Here is a 19,463-nt window from a genome sequence, read left to right as displayed (position 1 = left end):
GCTTTATATTACTTAACGACATTAGGCAGACATTTTGGCTTGATAGTCTTCAATCGCCGCTTTAATCGCATCTTCTGCCAGCACCGAGCAATGCACCTTGACAGGGGGCAGTGCCAATTCTGTGGCGATATCTTTGTTTTTGATGGCGGCCGCTTCGTCTAGGCTTTTGCCTTTGAGCCACTCGGTAACCAGTGAGCTTGACGCAATCGCAGAGCCACAGCCGTAGGTTTTGAATTTGGCATCGGTAATCACGCCGTCATCAACTTGGATTTGCAAACGCATCACATCGCCACAGGCAGGCGCACCCACCATACCTGTGCCAACATTTTTGGCGTTTTTGTCAAGATTGCCCACATTGCGGGGGTTTTCGTAATGGTCAATGACCTTGTCTGAATATGCCATAGGTTTTCTCTCTTGGTTTGAGGTAACTTGTCTTGCTGACGGCTAGAAAATTACCTTTAAAAAATAAAATCATAAATAAGTTTAGGGTGCAACCTTGCCTTGCCATTCAATCATATCTTTTTGGGCAAAGGCGTATTTTTGGTTGTCGCTTTCGCTGGCTGGGTCAAGCGTGCAGGCTCTATATAAACTTTGTGCCTTATCTTTGTCGCTTAATACCAATGGATTTGATAGCGTTTGAGTATAGTCAATATCATCAACTAGCATTACTTCAAACAGCTGTCCATTTTGGATATTGTATTGTATATTCACATCTTGATTTTTAAACTCATTAGGATACCCAATGACTTCCAAATTATAGGTTGTACCTTCTTCAGGAGGTGGCAACTGATTATAATTCAGTGAAAATCGTATCAAAGTGTGTTTGGTTGCCCCTTGTTTGTATGCACCAACAAAAAAGTGCGTTGCCCCTTTTGGAATAGGGAGCGTACTTGTGCCTTTTTTGGGGTCATAAATGTCCAATTTTGTCGGTGTTTTATTACCAAAGCCAACCAAAAACGGTTCGTTAAAGCTTTCAATAAGCCAATTATCAATCAGCACGCCAGTTGTTATGCCGTTTGTAATTCTCCATTCGCCAGTGATGATAGGAGAAGCGGAATACAAAGTGGTAGTAACTTGATCGCCTTGTCTATGCCATTTACCTTGTATAAAGGCTAAGGCACCCACGCCCGCCATCGCTGTGCAGTATGACCCATCTGACAAAAAAACTGTCATTTTTTGGGTCATCGCACCTGTGTTTTCATCGTTATAGGCAACAGCGGTTAAAGGCTGATTTGGGGCGTAAGTGGGCAACACAGTTTGGGCGTTTGCATTAACGCTTACCAATAAGATTAGACCAATTGCGAGTTTTTTCATTTTAGTTTCCTAAAAATTCTAGCAAAATCAATGCTCTTGCCACTCAACCTTACTAAAATCTACGCCTTCTTTGAACATATCCCACAGAGGCGACAGTTCACGCAGTTTGTCCACCGCTTCTTTGATTTGGGCAAGCACCGCGTCAATGTCTTTTTCGGTGGTATAACGCCCAAAACTAAAACGGATAGACGAGTGGGCAAGCTCATCAGGGCGTCCGATGGCACGCAAGACATAAGACGGTTCAAGTGTGGCAGAAGTACACGCCGAACCGCTTGATACCGCCAAATCTTTTAGGCTCATCATCAGGCTTTCGCCTTCAATAAAGTTAAAGCTCACATTTAAAATATTGGGAATGCCAGACTCAAAACTGCCGTTTAGATAAATCTCTTCAATGTCTTGTAAGCCATTCCACAATTTATCACGCAAAGCCTTGATGTGGGCGTGGTCTTCATCAAAGCGTTTGGCAGACAAAGCAAACGCCTCGCCCATTCCCACGATTTGGTGGGTCGCTAGCGTGCCAGAACGCATTCCACGCTCGTGTCCACCGCCGTGCTGTTCGGCTTTGAGTCGCACACGGGGTTTACGGCGGACATACAAGGCACCAATGCCTTTGGGGCCGTAGATTTTGTGGGCAGAAAAGCTCATCAAATCCACTTTGAGTGTTTCAAGGTCAATCTTGATTTTGCCAACCGCTTGGGCGGCGTCCACGTGAAAAAGCACGCCTTTTTCACGCAAAAACTCGCCAATGCTGGCAATATCGGTGGTCGTGCCAAGCTCGTTATTGACCGCCATTAGGCTCACCAAAATGGTGTCTTCACGCACGGCATTTTTGACCATATCAAGGGTAATCAAGCCTGTGCCTGCCTCAGGGTCAAGATAGGTAATATCAAAGCCTTCTTCTTCAAGCTGACGACAAGTGTCCAAAATGGCTTTATGCTCAATTTTGCTGGTGATAATGTGCTTGCCTTTGCTGTGGTAAAAATGTGCCACGCCTTTTAGAGCAAGGTTGTCCGACTCGGTCGCCCCACTGGTAAACACAATCTCACGGCTGTCGGCACCCACCGTCTCGGCAATCTGCAAGCGGGCGTTTTCTACCGCTTCTTCGGCTTGCCAGCCAAAACCGTGCGAGCGACTGGCAGGGTTACCAAACACCCCGTCAAAGGTCATGTATTTGACCATCTTGTCCGCCACTTCTTGGGCGATTGGTGTGGTGGCGGCGTAGTCTAGATAAATTAAGGAATTCTGGCTCATGCTGGATTTACCCCAAGTAAGTTAATGGTGTTAATGTGTTCTTTTTTATCGCCTTTATCACCGTGAATTTTGTGCTCTTGGCGGTCAGCGATATTTTGTGTGTTTTTTGAATTAAGCAATTGATCAAGAGTAACATTACTTAAATACGCTTCAATATGGGCAGATAAATTATACCATAAGTCATGTGTTAAGCACATGGTGCCATCTTGACAATCGCCTTTACCGCCACATTGCATGGCATTTACGCTTTCATCAACAGCAGTAATAATACTCATGATGTCAATTTCATCAAGAGGTTTGGCAAGATGATAACCACCAGAAGCACCTCGTGTGCTATTGACCAAACCTTTTTTACGAAGTTTTGAGAATAATTGTTCGAGGTATGAAATAGAGATGGATTGTCGTTTGGCGATGTCAGACAGTGAGACTGCACCTTGATGACGGTTTTCTTGTACTGCCAAGTCAAGTAGGGCAGTAACTGCATATCTGCCACGAGTGGTTAAACGCATACTAAAAATACCTAAAAATATTCAGTTGCTGCTATTTATTTTGTTTTGAATAAAATAAAAAAAGTAAGAGTAATAAACTGTTGTTATTATAATAATTCCGAGTAAATAGGTCAAGATTGTTTGATTGCGTTTGTTATATTTTTTATCAAATATCTGTATTGATAAAATAAATTGATGTGATGGTATTTGATGTAAAAAAATAAAGATGGCAGCGAGTGCTGGGCAAGATATGTCATTGAATGGCTCAAACGCCTTTGGTAAATGGGTAATAAGTTAAGAATATGGTCAATTGATTAAAATAAAAGCGTATCTGGTGGTACGCTTTTATTTTTACTAAGTTTTCCAATCACTTTAAAAAAATTAAACCAGTTTGCATGAATTAAAAAAATAAATGAGAAAATAACGAGATGACCGCCAATAAACTTGCAATAATAAAACCAATAAAAGTGCTTTTTTGTTTGTTTTTGGCTTCAACAAGCTGAGTACTAAGACGAGCGTTTTGGGTGCTTAATTCATCAATTTTGTTAGATTGATTGGACAGCTTTGCTTTAAGCTCGCTGATTTTTTCAGCGTGGTCTTGTGGTGTTGCTTTATTTTCCGATGTTTTTTTGACTTTTCGCAAAAGTTGATCTATTACGCCACCGACACCAAGTTGTACCAAAAACTCTTTAAGCTGTGTTACTTGTGTTTGATTGCCACGGATTTGCAGTTTTTCAACCGCATCAATACTGTGATTGCTAAGCACGCTCATGAGCTGAAAGCTATAAGCATTCACCATGATATCAGCGGTTTCTTTATGGGTGGGTAATTGGGTGTCAAGTAAAATGCCATGCTGATTAAAAGTGGCAAATACTTGTACATGAGGTAGATAAGTACGAATACTGACCACAGCACCATCTTGAACGAGTGGATAGGCAAGTTGGCGTAATTTTGGGTTGAATCTGAGCATGAGAGTCATTGCTGATTCTAAAAAAACCAACATGACATTTAAAACACCTTGTGAAATCGCACCAGATGGTTTGGCAGTGTCATTGGCTAAAGAGCTGTTTTTAGATTGGATTGGGTGAGCCGTCATAAAATTATCCTAGGGTTTATTTGTAAATATTTACAATAACTGAAACTGATTTAAATTTTAAATTTATCTTAATTAAACTCATTTGATTCATTAAACAAGGTAAACCTTGTTTGAAGCTTGATTGTACGCTTGATTAAGATTGTATCCTAAAAAATCCAAAAATCAAAATAACTGTGCAAAAAATTGCAGATTTTTGCAAAAAATATACGATTTTTACCGCATAAATTACATATTTGTATAAATTTTTGTATAAATTTGCTTGCGTATTGTGGGTGATTTTGCTATAAGGTTTTATTATGACTAAAAAACGCATCAGTAAGTGAGGGTTTGTATTTGCGTTATCATCAATTTTTTAGCCAATTGAAAGATTTTTACAAACTTTTCACTGGTTTTTTGTAAATTTTACAAGATTTTTGCAGTTAGCTACTTGTAAATAACCAGCGATAATCATACAATGAACACAACGACAGACGCAATGTTGTTTGTTGGTATACTATTTGATTCATTTAACTCTACCGTTGTGAGGAATTTTCATATGAATAAGTCAGAACTAGTTGACGCAATTGCAAACGAAGCTGGTCTAACCAAAGATCAAGCTGCTAAGGCACTAAACGCATTCACTTCAAGCGTACAAGGTGCGTTGGTGCGTGGTGATGATGTGGTATTGGTTGGTTTTGGTACTTTTAGCGTAAAAGAGCGTGCTGCTCGTAGTGGTCGCAATCCAAAAACTGGCGAACCGCTACAAATCGCTGCCAGCAAAGTGCCAGGCTTTAAAGCAGGTAAAGGTTTAAAAGATGCGGTGAATTAATTTTCACAGCACCTTACTTATAGACAATAAACGCCCTTTGCAAAACAGGGGCGTTTTTTGTTGAGCATTTTATCTTGCCTGATGAAAAGATATTAGGTTTATTTGCTTTATTATTTAAAGCAAAACTTATCTGGCGTCAATAAAAAAATATGAAAAAATTTTGAGTATTTTTAAGATTTAGCGTATTATAGTAAGGTTTAATTTCTTTAATTGAATTTTCTAAAAAAGTGACTTCTTATGGAAAAATTGCGTGATTTTTTGCAAAGTTGGCCAGGTCGGATAATGATGGGGCTGATTTTGGTGCCAATGGCATTTTTGGGCGTACAGGGCATCGGTGGTGGCGGTGCGATGGGTTCAAATGAGCTGATTCGAGCGGGGGACAGCACAATCGGAATGAATGTATTTCAATCTGAATTAAATAGCTATCGCACACAGCTTTTACAAAGAAATGATCCTAGCATGATTAATGAAGAGGCACTGGTTGATGAAGTGATTGAGTCGCTCATCAGTCGTGCGTTATTACAAAATCAGGCACATATTTTGGGTATGACGGTTTCAGATGAGGCGATCAGTCGCCTGATTGCCCAAGATGGGAGCTTTCATGAGAATGGGCAATTTTCTAACGATATTTTTGCACTATTTTTGCAGAATAACAATCTGACCAAAGATGAACTTTTTGATAGATTTCGCACGCAGCTAAACATTCGTCAATTGACAGCAAGTATTTTGGGTACAGCGATTTATCCAGATGCACAGGTCAGTCGCTTGATTGACCTGCAATTAGAAACCCGAGAGGTTTGGGTGCATCGCTTTGACTGGCAAGATTATGTCAATGGTATTACGGTGTCGCAAGCTGAGATTGAGGCGTATTATAATGCCAATAAAGATAAGTTAATCCGTCCAGAGTCGGTAGATTTAACTTATATTGAGCTGATGCCCAATGACATAAAAGTTGGTCCGCCAAGCGATGCAGATGTTACCGCTCAGTTTGATGCTTATTTACAGCAAAAAGGCATGACTGATGGTCGTGAGCTGTCGCAAATCCTACTTTCTGGTACTGATGCCAAAACCAAAGCTGATGATATTAAGGCTAAGCTAGACAAAGGTGAATCTTTTGAATCGCTTGCTAAGGCATATTCTGATGATCCAAGTGGTAAATCAGGTGGCTATATTGGCAAGTATAATCCTGCTGTTTTTGGTCGTGATGCAGGGGCGGTCAATGCAGCGTTGGCAGGTCTGAAAGTTGGTCAGGTCAGTATGCCTGTTAAGACAAGTTTTGGGTATCAGATTTTTAAAGTAACCAAACTTGGTGATGTGACAGTTGATGGTGTGCGTGATGAATTGGTGAAAATGGCAACTGAAAAACAACGCCAAGTGGCTTATAATGATTTGATTGGTAAAATTAATACAATGGCAACCGATGGTATGGGTGTTGCTGATATTGCCTCAGAAGCAGGTCTTTCAACGAAAATCATTAAAAATTATCCAAAGCAAAATAATAGTACAGCATTGGCACAGCCTGTGGTGATTGCAGCAGCATTTGATGATTTTACCATTCAGGATCAAGCTGTTAGTGCTAATATTACATTAGGTGATAAAACCGTTTGGGTGCAACCAACCAATCATCAAGAGGCTAAGAGCTTAACATTGTCAGAGGCAAGTAACGACATCAAGGCGGTGCTTACCAAACAAAAAGCCACTCAACTGGCACTTGATGCTGCCAAAAAGGTTGTCAGTGATGCTAAGGCCACCAATGCCAAATCATTGATGTTACCAAGTGCAAATTTTGGTATGACTACACGACAAAATCCAAACTTATCCCCTCAAGAGCGTTCAAGTTTATTCTTGCATCAATCAAATGCTCATGATGTTTGGGCGGTACAAACAGAAAATGGGGCGAGTGTGATTGTGGGTGGACCTGTTAGTACACAAGCAACTGCACAAATCTCAGCGGTAGAGAGAATGCAAGCTGCCTTGATGATTCGTGATAATATCGGACAAGATCAGCTATCAGACTATATTGAGTACCTTAAAAATACCACAACTGTCAAAGTAAATAAAGACGCATTAAGATAAGCAGGGTGTATAAAAAACCACGCTAATGAGCGTGGTTTTTTATGGTCTAAAAGATATCATATGTAAATAATGTGGCCTATGTGCATATGATATTACTTAAATCTTTATATCAAACCCTCTTTTTACCAGCGAATTGGTGTGATGTGAGGGTTGGAGGATTTTAGATTTTCGTAAGTTCCTTTAATAAAGATGTCTTCATTGACGGTGTTAATGTTGGTGTGGCCACAAAATGCCATTGTAATATCACATTCTTTATAAATAATCTCCAATGCACGGCGTACACCATCTTCGCCATAAGCACCTAAGCCATACAAGAATGAACGCCCAATCATCGTACCTTTTGCACCAAGGGCAATTGCTTTTAACACATCTTGACCTGAACGAATGCCACTATCCAACCAGACCTCACAGTTTGAGTTTTCAGCTTGTACAGCTTGAACGCAGTCAGATAAGGCAGAAATAGAGCTTGGTGCACCATCAAGTTGGCGACCGCCGTGATTAGAAATCACCATGGCATCTGCGCCAGAGCGAGCGGCTAATACAGCATCTTCTGGTTCCATGATACCCTTGATAATCAGCGGACCACCCCATAAGTCTTTAATGCGAGCGACATCGTCCCAGTTTAGGCGTGGATCAAACTGTTCGGCTGTCCATGATGACAAACTTGATAAGTCGCCAACGCCTTCGGCATGACCCACAATATTGCGAAATGTATGGCGTTTGGTGCCAAGCATATTAAAACACCACTCAGGCTTGGTCATGAGATTGATGATGTTTTTTAGGGTAGGTTTTGGTGGTGCTGATAGGCCATTTTTGATGTCTTTGTGGCGTTGTCCAAGTACTTGTAAGTCTGCTGTTAAGATAAGGGCAGAGCAGTTGGCCGCTTTAGCACGATGGATAAGATTTTCCATGAATTTCTTATCACGCATGACATAAAGCTGAAACCAAAAGGGTTTGGTGGTATTTTCTGCCACATCTTCAATGGAGCAAATTGACATGGTAGACAGTGAAAAAGGAATGCCAAATTTTTCAGCGGCACGAGCAGCATGAATCTCACCATCTGCCCACATCATGCCCGTAAAGCCAGTTGGGGCGATTGCCACAGGCATATGCACTTCTTGCCCAATCATCTTGGTAGCAAGTGAGCGACCTTCCATATCTACCAGCACCCGTTGGCGTAGCTTAATGCGATCAAAGTCAGTTTCATTATTGCGGTAGGTGGTCTGAGTCCATGAGCCTGAATCTACATAGTCATAGAACATGCGTGGTACTTTGCGTTCAGCGATACGACGCAAATCTTCAATCTCGGTAATTTTGCTTAAATCTGCCATAAGACGACCTTCTTTGATGAGTTTATAAAATGTCAATATTAAAAATTTACCCAATCATTAGGGTGTAAAAAAATAAAAATATGATCAATTTTCGTTGTTTATTTTACCGCTTTTTTGTTCAAAATCCCAATGATTTTGTCATCTTTTTAAAAAAATGATTAAAATTAAAATAAAAACAGGCTTGATTGACAAACCTGTTTTGTGATGCATGAAAAGTGTTTAGGCTTTAGCACCAGTTTTTGACATTACGCCAAAAAATACAATCGGCCAAATGATGGCACCAACCCACCAGATAGGGTTGAAAATGATTGCCATACCAACCAAACCTGCCTGAATGGCATAGTAAGTCATGGCAATCAAGGTCTTGCGAATGATCATACCTTCTCGGTTAATCATGCCCACAACTGCACAGGCTGCAACAACATTATGCACGCTAATCATGTTGCCTGCTGCACCACCAACCGCTTGTAGAGCAACAACTTTAGCAGCTTCAATGGCGTTTAGGTCAATTTGTGCGGCAGTACTCCATTGAAAATGACTAAACATCATGTTGGATACAGTATTTGAGCCTGCAATGAATGCACCCAATGCACCAATCCAAGGGGAAACCAATGGCCACATATCTGCAAAAACGCTGGCAGCACCTGCCGCTAGGACTTTTGGCATAGCAAGGATTGGCTCAGCAACATCGGCAGGTGTGCCAGAGTTGATGAATACTTGTACCATTGGAATTGAAAATAGCAGGGCGGGTGCAGCGGCAAGCATGGTTTTGCCAGAAGCTGACCAGCTTTTTTTGATTGTGTCGCCTTTCATGCCAAATAAGAAAATGCAGATGATAGAGACAAGCAATAGTACCGTACCAGGTGAATACAGCAGTTGAGTTTTATTGGTGATTGAGGTGTCTAGTATGTTGCTAAAAGTAATCACCGCATTTTCATTAAGCCATGCCTTTAATGGCTTGATGGTACGAGTAGCAACCAAGATGCCAATCACCAGCAAGTATGGCGTAAATGCACGCATGACAGAGAATTTTGATGTTTCATTAATGTCTACATTGGTGGCGGCAAGTGTGCCTTTCCAATCATCTTCCCACTCATTTCTTGGTGCAAAATCAAAGGTTTGTTTTGGTGTTAAAAAGCCATATTTTGCTGCAGGAACAACAATGGTAAGACCAACAACAGAACCGATCAGTGATGGCAACTCTGGACCGATAAATGTGGCAGTCAGGTAATAAGGAATGGTAAAGGCAAGTCCTGCAAAAATTGCAAACGGTGCAGCCTTTAAGCCTTCAGTGAATGAACGCTTTTCACCAAAGAATCGTGTCAAAAACCCGCATAAAATCAGAGGGATTAAGAAGCCAACCACTGAGTGTACAAAGCCGACATTTGCACCGATTTGCACAATATAATCGCCAAAAGCAATGCCTTGCTCGGCAATGGCAGCACTCACATCTTCTTTGTTTTCAAGACCTGAATTCACACCGATTAAAATTGGTGTGCCTACCGCACCATATGATACAGGTGTAGATTGAATGATGAGAATTGCCATCACACAAGCCATTGCAGGGAATCCTAAGGCAAGTAACAGTGGTGCACCCACTGCAGAGGGTGTACCCCAGCCTGTAGAACCTTCAATCAGTGAACCAAATAACCATGCAACGATAATCATCTGTACACGGCGGTCAGGAGTTATATTCATAAAGCCTTGACGAATGGCAACAATCGCACTAGACTCTTTGATGGTGTTGAGCAGTAAAATTGCAGAAAATACAATGAATAAGACATTTACGGCGGTCAATACACCATGAATGGTAGCAGCAGCGACTTGGTTGCCACTGGTATGCCAAACGAAATAAGATAATGCCGCTGTTGAAAAATAAGCAATCGCCATTGCAATTTTGGCGGGCAGACGCATCACAACCAGCAAGGCAAAAACAATGAGAATTGGCAATAGTGCCAAAAAGGTAAGCATGATAGACGCTCCATGTAACCATCTTAATGTTAAATGCTAAATAAAATGATATAGCACATCAAATTATGGTTTGTTTTTTATAAAAAAGATATTAAAGTAGAACAGTTAAGTGATCACCACTTAAAATTCAGTGGCATTTTACTCACTTTTTTATCAAAAAGGAATATGTTGATGTTATTTTTTAATATTATTTTTTGAGTGTAATGCGTTAATAAGGGTGGTAATTTACCATTTTATTTTTAATCATATTTTAAAAAATCGTTAAATATCAATGTTTTATTTGTTCAGAAAATATGATTTATTGATGATGACAATCATTATTATTTAATATTAATTATTAAATTACTAAATGCTGTTCAAAACGCACGATGATGAACCAATGAGAAAATATCCATCACACCAAATGGGTAGCACAGTATTTTTTTTGGTGTGAGCAAAACAGGAATTGTCAGACCAAGTGTATCAATGAGAAAGTCATCATTAGCGTCTGTCAAATCAAGTTGGCAAATGTTTGGTAAAGTTTTGGTGGCATTGACTTGTGATAGCAGGTGATTGACCTCATCGCACAAATGACAACCCTTGGTGCCTATCAAATGCCAGTCGTTTGAGGTGCTTTGGATATCAAACTCTGATAATAATCGATGATGAAAAGCTTTAAAATCATCATCGCAAAGCTGGTTTAAAGCAAAACGACTGGTGGTTAAATTGGTCAGATGATGGATAAATTGCTGATTATTCATAAGGACAAAAGCCAAAAATGGTGTACAATACCTAGTGAGGTATTTTTTTAATTGATGATGGCAGGTTGTGCTACTAAAACTTTGTCATTATATCGTAAACTAGGGCTGTTCTGTGTTAAAAAAACTGTTTTGTTGGATTTTTCTGCCCATTTTGGTGGTTTTTTTGGGTTTTAATATGATGGTTGCAATGTTGTTGGTTGCAGGTAAGGCCATGCCAGTTACTGAGTCAGCTTTTATGTTGGCACATCGTATCAATGGTGGTTCGGTAACGCAAACTTGGGTGGGGTATGAAAATATTGCCAAATCAGCCAAGCAGGCTGCCATCGTCAGTGAAGATGCCAAATTTAGCCAGCATCATGGTTTTGATTTTCAAAGCATTGAGCTTGCCATCAAACGCAACGAGGCAGATGGTGCTGTGTCTATGGGTGGTTCAACCATCACCCAGCAGCTTGCCAAAAATCTGTTTTTAACATCGCATCGCTCATACATTCGTAAGGGTGAAGAGGCGATCATTACGATGATGATGGAGTCTGTTTGGGACAAAAAACGCATCTTGGAAGTGTATTTGAATGTTGCAGAATTTGGTGATGGTATTTATGGCATTGAGGCAGCGGCACAACATTATTATGGCAAGACTGCCAAAAATTTAAGTCGTGAACAATCAGCGCTTTTGATTGGTATGTTGCCAAACCCCAAATATTTTCAAAAAAATAAAAATGCCAAACGCCTACGCAACAAACAGCGGATTATTTTGCGTCGTATGAATGGTGCGGTTTTACCCAAATGACTTTGTGGTGCATTTGCACAAAATTAGGACAATAAATTTAATATCAAAAGACATTTAAAAAAATATTAAGACAATCGGTTGATGTTTTTTTAGGAGGGTAAATATGACTCAAGGCACCAATGGTCAAAACATCATTAACACTATCAATAACACACCAAGTGAGCAAGTCATTCAAAGCATAGAACAGCAAGCCATGCAGAGCGTGCTAGGTACTGTACCACCGCCTGCTGATTTGCATCTTATTCAAAAAATCATCAATCAGACGGGTAAGTTTGAGCCTGAATGCTATATTAACCGTGATTTATCAACTTTGCGTTTTCAATTGCGAGTATTGGCACAGGCAGTCAATCCAAGGCACCCATTGCTTGAGAGAATGCTTTTTTTGACAATTTTTTCATCAAACATGGACGAATTTTTTGAAATTCGTGTGGCAGGACTGCTTCAAAAGATGAAAAATGGTAATAAATCAAGCAGTCTTGATGGGCGTAAGCCTTCTGAGCTTTTGGCGGAAATTAGCCAAGTGGCACACCGTGCAGTCGATGAACAGTATCGTATTTTAAATGAAGAAATTTTACCAGAACTTGCCAAGTCGGACATTCGTTATCTAAAACGCCACGAGCTGACAGATGCACAAAAGGCGTGGATGCGTGAATATTTCTTTTTACAAGTGCTACCAGTTTTAACGCCAATCAGTATTGACCCTGCCCACCCATTTCCACGCCTTGTTAATAAGTCGTTAAATTTCATTGTCAGCCTTGAGGGTAAAGATGCTTTTGGGCGAGACATTAACCGTGCCATCGTCCCTGCACCACGCTCTTTGCCACGCGTCATTCGCCTGCCTGATGAGCTGACCGATGGCAAGGATCATCATGTGATGCTATCGGCGGTCATTCATGAGCATGTAGGCGAGCTTTTTTTGGGCATGAAAGTCATAGGCTGTCATCAGTTTCGCCTAACTCGCAATGCTGACTTGGCCTTGGCAGATGATGTTGAAGATTTGGCAAAAGCACTTGAAGGAGAGCTGGACAATCGTCGCTTTGGACATAAAGTACGCTTAGAGGTTACAACCAATTGCCCAAAAGAAACTTATGAATTTTTATTACAAGAGTTTGAACTCAATGAAAGCCAGCTATACCGTGTTAATGGACCTGTGAACTTGACACGAATGTTGACCAGTTTTGCCAAACCTGAATTAAAATTTATGCCATTTACTCATGCCATTCCTAGGGCATTTCGTGGTGTAGAGGCAGGGCGTATTACCAAAGAAAGTGACGCATCTATGTTTCATGTCATCAAAAAGCAAGATGTGCTGGTGCATCACCCATTTCACTCTTTCATGCCTGTGGTCAACCTGCTTTGGGAGGCGGCAAATGATCCTAATGTGCTGGCCATCAAGCAGACAATTTATCGTTCTGGTACAAATTCTGAAATTGTACAGGCGCTTGCTGCAGCCGCTCGTAATGGTAAGGAAGTTACCGCTGTCATTGAACTGCGAGCACGCTTTGATGAGGCGAGCAACATCGCAGTTGCTAATATGCTCCAAGAAGCAGGTGCGGTGGTAGTTTATGGTGTTGTTGGTTATAAGACACATGGTAAGCTGATGCTCATTGTACGCCGTGAAGAAGAGCGGATTTGTCGTTATGCACACCTTGGCACGGGTAACTATCATGCAGGCAATGCCAAAGCCTACACCGACTACGGCCTGTTCACCGCAGATCAGCACATTTGTGAAGATGTGCATGGCGTATTCATGCAATTAACAGGCATGGGTCGCCCAATGCCCTCGCATCAAATTTTACATGCACCATTTACTTTGCATGATGGTTTGGTACAAATGATTAATGATGAAATTGAACACGCCAAAAATGGCAAAAAAGGACGCATTATCATGAAATGTAATGCCATTACCGAACGCCAAATGATCAACAAGCTGTATGAGGCAAGTCGTGCAGGTGTTCAGATTGATTTGATTGTTCGTTCAATTTGTTGTCTGCGTCCTCAGGTAAAAGACTTGTCTGAAAATATTCGTGTGCGTTCAGTGGTGGGTAGATTCTTGGAGCATACACGCGTGTATTATTTTGGTAATGACAAAGATAACGGTGGTCAAGAACGCTTATTTTGTTCCAGTGCTGATTTGATGGATAGAAATTTATTACACCGTGTGGAAGTGGCTTTTCCCATATTGGATAAAAAATTATTTAAACAAATCTATCAAGATGGGCTCATGAATTATCTACAAGATAATGTTCAGGCATGGGAGCTGGACGGGCGTGGTGAATGGAATCAGGTGCACCATGATGGTAAAAAAATTCACGATGCACAACAAATCCTATTGGAGAAAATCTGCTCATGATGCGTTGTCCTTGTGGCGGTAGCTATTACCAAAAATGTTGTCAGCCACTTCATGATTTTAGCGTTGTTGCTACTGACGCTCAGTGGTTAATGCAGTCTCGCTTTTCGGCATTTTATTTGAAAAATATTGACTACATCATTAAGACGACCGTACCAGCCCAGCAAAATCTGCTTGATAAGTCTGCCTTGCAATCTTGGGCAGACCAGACGAGATGGACAAATCTTATGCTCATCAGTCATACCCCTAAGGTGGATAAACGCCATGCCCAAGTGCATTTTAAGGCTTATTTTTATGATGGCGATAAAGAATGTTGTCATGATGAACTGTCCAGCTTTGTTAAGGTTGATGACCGCTGGTATTTTCTTGATCCAACAGTCCCTACCGACCTAACCAATAAACAACCTTGTTTGTGTGGTAGTGGTGAAAAGTTTAAAGTTTGTTGCAAAAAGTTTTTGGTGTGATGCTGGCGTGATGTTTGGCAGTTTTGGCATGGCAAAAGTTGATTGTTTGGATTTTTAAATCAGTAAAACGATAAAAAGGTGTATAATATGCCTTTTTATTTTATATATTCTACTTTTTGGCTTGGTTATGAAGTTTATCGTCAAATTATTCCCAGAAATCATCATGAAAAGCGAATCGGTTCGTAAGCGATTTGTTAAGGTGTTAAGAGGTAATATTCACAATATTTTGGTGCGTCATGATGAGCGTGTGCGAGTTATTTGCCATTGGGGATTTTTGGAGGTGCGATTTGGCGATGACAATCTGTGTGATGTGCTACTTGGTGAACTGATTTGCATACCAGGCATTCATCATATTTTGGTGGTGGAACAATCGTCTTTTACAGATTTGCATGACATTTTTTTGCAAACACTTGATAGAGTGGGTAATGACTTGCATGATAAGACTTTTTGTGTGCGTGTCAAACGCCGTGGTAAGCACGATTTTGATTCACTAGAAGTGATGCGTTATGTCGGTGGTGGTCTGAATCAGCACATCCAAAGTGCCAAAGTTCAGCTCAAAAACCCTGATGTTACGGTCAAACTAGAAATTGACCATGATGAGTTGCTGTTCATTAAAGAGCGACATGAAGGCTTGGGTGGCTTTCCAATCAGCACCCAAGAAGATGTATTGTCTTTGATTTCTGGGGGTTTTGATTCTGGCGTGGCAAGCTATATGTTCATGCGTCGTGGCAGTCGTGTGCATTATGTGTTTTTTAATTTGGGCGGGAAAATACATGAGGTTGGTACGAAGCAAATGGCGTATCAGCTTTGGCAACGCTATGGCAGCTCGCACAAGGTTCGTTTTATTACGGTAGATTTTGAGCCTGTGGTAACAGAGATTTTGACCAAAATTGATGATTCGCAGATGGGTGTGGTGCTTAAACGCATGATGATGCGTGCAGCAAGTACCATCGCTAAATACCATCGTATTCAAGCACTTGTAACAGGTGAGGCACTTGGACAAGTGGCCAGCCAAACTTTAACCAACTTACATATGATTGATAAGGCCAGTGATGTTTTGGTGCTAAGACCGCTCATTACGCATGACAAACAAAGCATTGTGGCAATGGCAGAACGCATTGGTTCGGCCGATATTGCTAAATCCATGCCTGAATTTTGTGGTGTGATTTCCAAAAGCCCATTGGTTAAGACTGTTGAGCATCAGATCATTAAAACCGAAGAAAATTTTGATTTCACCATTCTTGATGACGCCATCAATCGTGCCACTTGCATTGATATTCGTGATATTGCCAATGAACAGCATAAAGAACAGGCGATTGAGGTGGTTCATGATGTCTTGTCAGGTGAAATTGTAATAGACATTCGTACACCTGATGAGATTGATGATAAGCCTTTAGATATCAGTGATGCCCATGCGGTGATACAGATGCCATTTTATCGTCTTGGTGCTGGATTTGGCAATCTTGATCAGAGCAAAACCTATCTGCTATATTGCCAGCGTGGTGTGATGAGTGGTTTGCAAGCAATGCACCTAAAAGATAAAGGTTTTGATAACATCAAAGTATTAAAACCCATACAGTCTAAATGACCTATTTTTAAGAATCTTATTGATCCGCTGATCAAATGGTGGTTGTTAATGTTTATCAAGTTGATCAACCAGTATTGACCATCAGCTTATTAACCATTAAAGTGGTAACATGAATAACAAACTCATCAAATCATCCATCAAATCAATTCCCAATTACCCAAAAGCAGGCGTTATTTTTCGTGATATTACTTCATTGCTAGAAAACCCTGAGGCATTCAAAGCGGTGGTTGATGCCATGGTGGCGCAGTATCAAGATAAATCAATCACCAAGATTGTCAGTACCGAGTCTCGTGGCTTTATCTTTGGCGCGCCGATTGCCTTGGCGTTGGGCGTGCCATTTGTGTTGGTGCGTAAGCCAAATAAACTACCCAGACAGACCATCGCCCAGTCTTATACCTTAGAATATGGCAAAGACACACTACAAATCCACACCGATGCCATCAGCGCTGGTGATAATATTCTCATCATTGATGATTTATTGGCGACAGGCGGTACGGTGGAGGCGACTGTTAAGCTGATTCGTCGATTGGGTGGTGTGGTGCAGCACGCTGCCTTTGTGATTTGGCTAGATGGCTTGGGTGGCGATATTAGATTGCAAGAACTTGGTATTGAGCCATTTTCTTTGGTGGATTTTCAAGAATGATACCAACAGAGTAAAAAAAAGTAATGATATTTACCCCGCTTTTTTGTTGATGTGAATGCTTGGCATTACTGGCTTTTTTGCATGGTTTTGGTTATAATGGTCAAAACCATTTTTTTGTAAAGGAAAAGACCGATGAAATTAACATCTGCTTTATCTGCTGTTATTTTAGCGTGTACCCTAAGTGCAGCAATGCCTGTATTGGCGAATGATTTTGGTACAGCCATGTTTTATTATAATAATCAAAACTATACTCAAGCTTTCCCTATCTTAAAAAAACTGGCGGAGCAGGGCGATGCAAATGCCCAAAACAATTTGGGTGTGATGTATCGCAAGGGATATGGCGTGCCACAAGACTATCAGCAAGCGGCAAGTTGGTATAAAAAAGCTGCTGAACAAGGCGATGCAAATGCTCAGTATAATCTGGGCTGGATGTATGGCAGTGGATATGGTGTCAGTCAAAATTATACCGAAGCGATGGTGTGGTATAAAAAAGCTCATGCTCAAGGTCATGCAAAAGCTACTGGTATGATTGGTGTGAGCTATGATTATGGTGATGGTGTTGAGCAAAATAAAAGCACTGCCAAACAATGGTATGGCAAGGCCTGTGATTTGGGTGAGCAGCAAGGCTGTGATGATTACAAACGACTTCATCAGCAGGGCTATTGATTTAAAAAAGAAAAAGGCAGTAATTACTGCTTTTTTCTTTTTTCTTGTGTGTGTTTGATGATTGGCGTGGCTTTGAAATTAGATTAGCCAATCATATAATCAATCACTACAGGAGCATGGTCAGAAAACCAAGTATCTTTATACACCCACGCACCCACCGTACGCTCTGCCCAATCTGGTGAACAAGCTTGATAGTCAATACGCCAGCCCACATTTTTAGCACGAGCTTGTCCACGATTTGACCACCACGAATAAACATCTGATTCTTTACGCACGATACGGAAAGTATCGACATAGCCGAGCTCATCGTAGATATGGTCTAGCCATGCTCTTTCGTGTGGTAGACAACCTGAGGCTTTTTGGTTGCCAGACCAGTTTTTGATGTCGATGCGTTTGTGCACAATATTGTAGTCGCCACAGATGATGACAGATTTATCTTCATTACGCCAGCTTTGTAATATGGCTTTGTATTTGTCTAAAAATAAATCTTTGCGGGCTTGAGCATCATCACCTGACGAACCAGATGGCAGATACAGCGATGAGATGAATACAGGTTTGTCCAGCCCCAAATCAAACTCTGCTGTGATAAATCGACCTTGTGAATCAGCCAATTCAAAACCAAGACCACGACTGACTGAACTGATGGGCAGGCGACTATAAATGGCGGTGCCTGCATAGCCTGCACGCTCAGCGGAAAATAGATGAGCATACCAGCCGTCTGGCTTGAATTTGTCTGTCCATTGTTCGTGTGTGATGCGAGTTTCTTGCATACACACAACATCAGCTTCAGATTGTGCTAGCCAGTCAAATAAACCTTTTTTCTCAGCAGCACGCAATCCATTGACATTAATAGAGACGACACGCAATAGTTTATCGCTATTGACATTGTGATGGGATTTGGTTCGGTGTAGATAGGGCATGATGGATTGTTTTATGTTAAAATTTTGTTTATTTTAACATAATGGCTTTTTGTGGGGCAAAAAAAATCAGTCGTTTGAGCAACTTATTTTTTATAAATCAGTCCCCGATGACTGTTTCTTCGTTTGATTTCCAATTATACGCTCCATAAAGTAGCATTTGCATTTGGCGTGTACAGCGATGCAACATGGCTTTTTTTTGACTGTCCAAGTTGGTATGAGGCATGTCTTCTTCATTATCTTCGTCAGCAAGGTTGGGTAGGTAGGTGAGTTCAAGCCAATCAATAATCCAAGAAAAACTCAAATTTACCCCAATTTCTGCCAAAAGATATCGGTCTTCGTTGCCGATATGTTCAAACGCAGGCTGTAATGCCAAATCATCACTCATCACCTTGGCAAAAAATTTAATCTGTTCGCTAATGGCATGACGAACCGCTTCTGAGCCACCAAATCGTTCGCTGGCGATGAATTGCCAGTAACGAGGTTGTGCATCTACCGCTTTAAAAAATAGCTGTACACTTTTGGCGATCTGGCGTTCAAAACTGCGTTTTTTGCCAAGTTGCATATGTTCACGCAGCATTGCCATCGCACTGCCTAGCTCGTCTTCCACCAGTGATTTGCCGAGACTTTCCATATCATCAAAATGCCGATAAAAAGCAGTTGGCACCACACCCACTTCGCGTGTTACTTGACGCAAGCTGATTGAGCTGTATCCTTGCCCTGTCATGCACAGATCTAGTACAGCATTAAAAAATGCTTGGCGAGTTTGACGCTTTTTTTGTTCACGAGTAGCAGGTTTGTCTTGGGTCATGGCAATATTCTTTGTAATTGTTTTAAAAACTTGGTGAATGAGTGTATATTATAATAAAATTCATGATATTTTCAATGAAATTCATAAAATGTTGCATTTTAACAAGAAATTGCTGAATGTCAGCAATAAAAAAAACCAAGCAAAATAAGCCTGGTTTTTTTA

The 19,463-nt window shown here is 40.9% G+C and carries 18 protein-coding genes; 8 read left to right on the top strand and 10 right to left on the bottom strand.

Annotated features, from left to right (window positions below):
- Positions 1–21: 21 nt before the first annotated feature.
- From iscU to R0123_RS03390, 5 genes are all read right to left on the bottom strand, one after another.
- The gene (gene iscU / locus R0123_RS03410) at positions 22–402 is read right to left on the bottom strand and encodes a Fe-S cluster assembly scaffold IscU (RefSeq protein WP_323843107.1); all 381 of its coding nucleotides are present in this window, start codon (positions 400–402) and stop codon (positions 22–24) included.
- Between the two features lie 81 nt (positions 403–483).
- Positions 484–1,314 (bottom strand): hypothetical protein, encoded by an 831-nt coding sequence (locus R0123_RS03405; protein ID WP_323843106.1) that lies wholly within the window; start codon positions 1,312–1,314, stop codon positions 484–486.
- A gap of 27 nt (positions 1,315–1,341) precedes the next feature.
- Positions 1,342–2,565 carry an IscS subfamily cysteine desulfurase gene (locus R0123_RS03400; protein ID WP_323841787.1) on the bottom strand — a complete coding sequence of 408 codons (1,224 nt, stop codon included), beginning with the start codon at positions 2,563–2,565 and terminating at the stop codon, positions 1,342–1,344.
- Complete coding sequence (locus tag R0123_RS03395; protein ID WP_323841788.1) at positions 2,562–3,074, bottom strand: Rrf2 family transcriptional regulator; 513 nt, start codon at positions 3,072–3,074, stop codon at positions 2,562–2,564. Before R0123_RS03395 ends, R0123_RS03400 begins: the two co-directional genes overlap by 4 nt.
- A 379-nt stretch (positions 3,075–3,453) precedes the next feature.
- Positions 3,454–4,149: a hypothetical protein gene (locus R0123_RS03390; RefSeq protein WP_323843105.1), complete on the bottom strand. Its 696-nt coding sequence runs from the start codon at positions 4,147–4,149 to the stop codon at positions 3,454–3,456.
- Positions 4,150–4,624: 475 nt separating this feature from the next.
- Between R0123_RS03390 and R0123_RS03385 the strand changes: the two genes are divergently transcribed.
- On the top strand, positions 4,625–4,957 hold the full coding sequence (locus R0123_RS03385; protein ID WP_323841868.1) for an HU family DNA-binding protein: 333 nt from the start codon (positions 4,625–4,627) through the stop codon (positions 4,955–4,957).
- Positions 4,958–5,194: 237 nt separating this feature from the next.
- On the top strand, positions 5,195–7,033 hold the full coding sequence (locus R0123_RS03380; protein ID WP_323841790.1) for a SurA N-terminal domain-containing protein: 1,839 nt from the start codon (positions 5,195–5,197) through the stop codon (positions 7,031–7,033).
- Between the two features lie 122 nt (positions 7,034–7,155).
- Here the strand turns inward: R0123_RS03380 and R0123_RS03375 are convergent, their stop codons facing one another.
- The 3 genes from R0123_RS03375 to R0123_RS03365 form a co-directional block, all read right to left on the bottom strand.
- On the bottom strand, positions 7,156–8,364 hold the full coding sequence (locus R0123_RS03375; RefSeq protein ID WP_323841791.1) for an alpha-hydroxy acid oxidase: 1,209 nt from the start codon (positions 8,362–8,364) through the stop codon (positions 7,156–7,158).
- Positions 8,365–8,583: 219 nt separating this feature from the next.
- Positions 8,584–10,335 carry an L-lactate permease gene (locus R0123_RS03370; RefSeq protein ID WP_323841792.1) on the bottom strand — a complete coding sequence of 584 codons (1,752 nt, stop codon included), beginning with the start codon at positions 10,333–10,335 and terminating at the stop codon, positions 8,584–8,586.
- Between the two features lie 356 nt (positions 10,336–10,691).
- The gene (locus R0123_RS03365) at positions 10,692–11,075 is read right to left on the bottom strand and encodes a glutaredoxin family protein (protein WP_323843104.1); all 384 of its coding nucleotides are present in this window, start codon (positions 11,073–11,075) and stop codon (positions 10,692–10,694) included.
- A gap of 112 nt (positions 11,076–11,187) precedes the next feature.
- Between R0123_RS03365 and mtgA the strand changes: the two genes are divergently transcribed.
- From mtgA to R0123_RS03335, 6 genes are all read left to right on the top strand, one after another.
- Positions 11,188–11,862, top strand: a complete 675-nt coding sequence (gene mtgA / locus R0123_RS03360) for a monofunctional biosynthetic peptidoglycan transglycosylase (RefSeq protein ID WP_323841794.1) — start codon at positions 11,188–11,190, stop codon at positions 11,860–11,862.
- Positions 11,863–11,965: 103 nt separating this feature from the next.
- Positions 11,966–14,215, top strand: coding sequence for a polyphosphate kinase 1 (ppk1, locus tag R0123_RS03355; RefSeq protein WP_416381682.1), 2,250 nt, complete (start codon positions 11,966–11,968; stop codon positions 14,213–14,215).
- Entirely contained in the window at positions 14,212–14,676 is a 465-nt protein-coding gene (locus tag R0123_RS03350; protein ID WP_323843103.1) for a YchJ family protein, read from the top strand. Before ppk1 ends, R0123_RS03350 begins: the two co-directional genes overlap by 4 nt.
- 127 nt (positions 14,677–14,803) lie before the next feature.
- The gene (thiI, locus tag R0123_RS03345) at positions 14,804–16,264 is read left to right on the top strand and encodes a tRNA uracil 4-sulfurtransferase ThiI (protein WP_323843102.1); all 1,461 of its coding nucleotides are present in this window, start codon (positions 14,804–14,806) and stop codon (positions 16,262–16,264) included.
- 109 nt (positions 16,265–16,373) lie between these two features.
- Positions 16,374–16,907 (top strand): adenine phosphoribosyltransferase, encoded by a 534-nt coding sequence (gene apt / locus R0123_RS03340; RefSeq protein WP_323841797.1) that lies wholly within the window; start codon positions 16,374–16,376, stop codon positions 16,905–16,907.
- A 132-nt stretch (positions 16,908–17,039) separates the two neighbouring features.
- Entirely contained in the window at positions 17,040–17,573 is a 534-nt protein-coding gene (locus R0123_RS03335) for a tetratricopeptide repeat protein (RefSeq protein WP_323843101.1), read from the top strand.
- Positions 17,574–17,656: 83 nt separating this feature from the next.
- Here the strand turns inward: R0123_RS03335 and R0123_RS03330 are convergent, their stop codons facing one another.
- Together R0123_RS03330 and R0123_RS03325 are read right to left on the bottom strand one after the other, a co-directional pair.
- Positions 17,657–18,493, bottom strand: coding sequence for an exodeoxyribonuclease III (locus R0123_RS03330; RefSeq protein ID WP_323843100.1), 837 nt, complete (start codon positions 18,491–18,493; stop codon positions 17,657–17,659).
- A 97-nt stretch (positions 18,494–18,590) separates the two neighbouring features.
- A complete protein-coding gene (locus R0123_RS03325; protein ID WP_323841800.1) occupies positions 18,591–19,301 on the bottom strand; it encodes a TetR family transcriptional regulator in 711 nt (236 codons plus the stop codon).
- Between the last annotated feature and the right edge of the window lie 162 nt (positions 19,302–19,463).

This window comes from Moraxella sp. Pampa (assembly GCF_035181385.1).
Classification (GTDB): Bacteria; Pseudomonadota; Gammaproteobacteria; order Pseudomonadales; family Moraxellaceae; genus Moraxella.
The sequence above is the reverse complement of the archived record's forward strand: the minus strand, read 5'-3'. Positions and strand labels throughout refer to the sequence as shown.